Here is a 1340-nt window from a genome sequence, read left to right on the forward strand (position 1 = left end):
GAAGAATTTAAAATAAAGCTTGTCACCGAGTATTTGTATGGTCATCTTGGATATAAATCATTGGCGAAAAAATATAATATGCCCAGTAGTACCCCATTAAGAAATTGGGTGAGTTCTTATAAAGTACAGGGCATGGAAGGATTAAAACGAAGAAAGACGAAGCAGGAGTATTCTGTTCAATTTAAATTAGATGCTGTACAATTTATGTTAGAGACAGGTGCTTCTTATCAAGAAACCGCTGTTCAATTTCATTTGAACAACCCTTCCTTAATAGTACGCTGGTTGAAAGCATTTCGCATACAAGGGATAGAAGGCCTGAATACAAAACCCAAGGGGCGACCTTCTATGTCTAAGAAAACCAATAAGCAAAAGAAAAAAGGAGAAAAGAAGTTAACACGTGAAGAAGAATTAGAACGCGAGAATGAATTATTGCGACTAGAAAATGCTTACCTAAAAAAGTTGAGAGCTTTTCGGGAGGATCCGAATGCCTTCCACGAAAAGCACAAGCAAAAGTGGCATTCGAACTCAAAGAAGAAGGATTCCGATTAAAAGATGTTCTCCTTGTCGTGGGTATTCCTGAAGCAACCTACCACTATCACGTGAAGCGTTTTGACAAAGAAGACTCGGATATCGCATTAAAAGAACTCATTACAGACCTGTTTAAAAAGTTTCATGAACGCTATGGTTATAAACGTATCACGAAAGAATTAAAGAAATTAGGTCATGAAATTAATCATAAAAAAGTGTACCGGATAATGCGGGAATTAGGTTTAAAATGTGTGAAATTTATGCGGAAATCCCGTAAATATAATTCCTACAAGGGGAAGGTTGGAAAAGTAGTTAAAAACCGATTATCTCGCCGCTTTTACACACCTATTCCTCTTCAAAAACTAGTAACGGACATTACAGAATTCAAATGTCATAATGAAGAGAAGTTATATTTAAATCCGATTCTTGATCTTTATAACGGAGAAATAATTGCGTATGAAATCAAGAAACGTCCAACGTTAGATCTTGTCATGGAACCTTTACAAGAAGCAATAGAGATAATAAAGAATCGGGCAACCTACCGTACCACGCTTCATACCGATCAAGGCTGGCATTACCAGCACAACCAATGGGTAAGGACATTAAAAGAAAATAAAGTATTCCAAAGCATGTCACGCAAAGCAACCTGTGCAGATAACGCCTCAATGGAGAATTTCTTCGGTATTTTAAAGCAAGAAATGTACCATGGAGAAGAATTGGTGAGCTATGAAGCATTAAAAAAACAGATTGAAGAATATATCTACTGGTATAATCATGAACGAGCAAAAGAAAAATTGGCTGGATGGAGCCCA

General features: G+C 36.7%; 2 protein-coding genes. Both read left to right on the plus strand.

Going from position 1 to position 1340, the window contains the following annotated elements; genetic code table 11:
• A partial coding sequence (locus ACFSMW_RS20345; protein ID WP_390358152.1) for a helix-turn-helix domain-containing protein occupies nucleotides 1-549 on the plus strand: 549 nt, incomplete at its 5' end.
• Nucleotides 513-1340: IS3 family transposase (locus ACFSMW_RS20350; RefSeq protein ID WP_390358153.1), on the plus strand; the 828-nt coding region annotated here is incomplete at its 3' end. The genes ACFSMW_RS20345 and ACFSMW_RS20350, both read left to right, overlap by 37 nt.

This window comes from Tigheibacillus halophilus (genome assembly GCF_042683165.1).
Classification (GTDB): domain Bacteria; phylum Bacillota; class Bacilli; order Bacillales; family Amphibacillaceae; genus Tigheibacillus; species Tigheibacillus halophilus.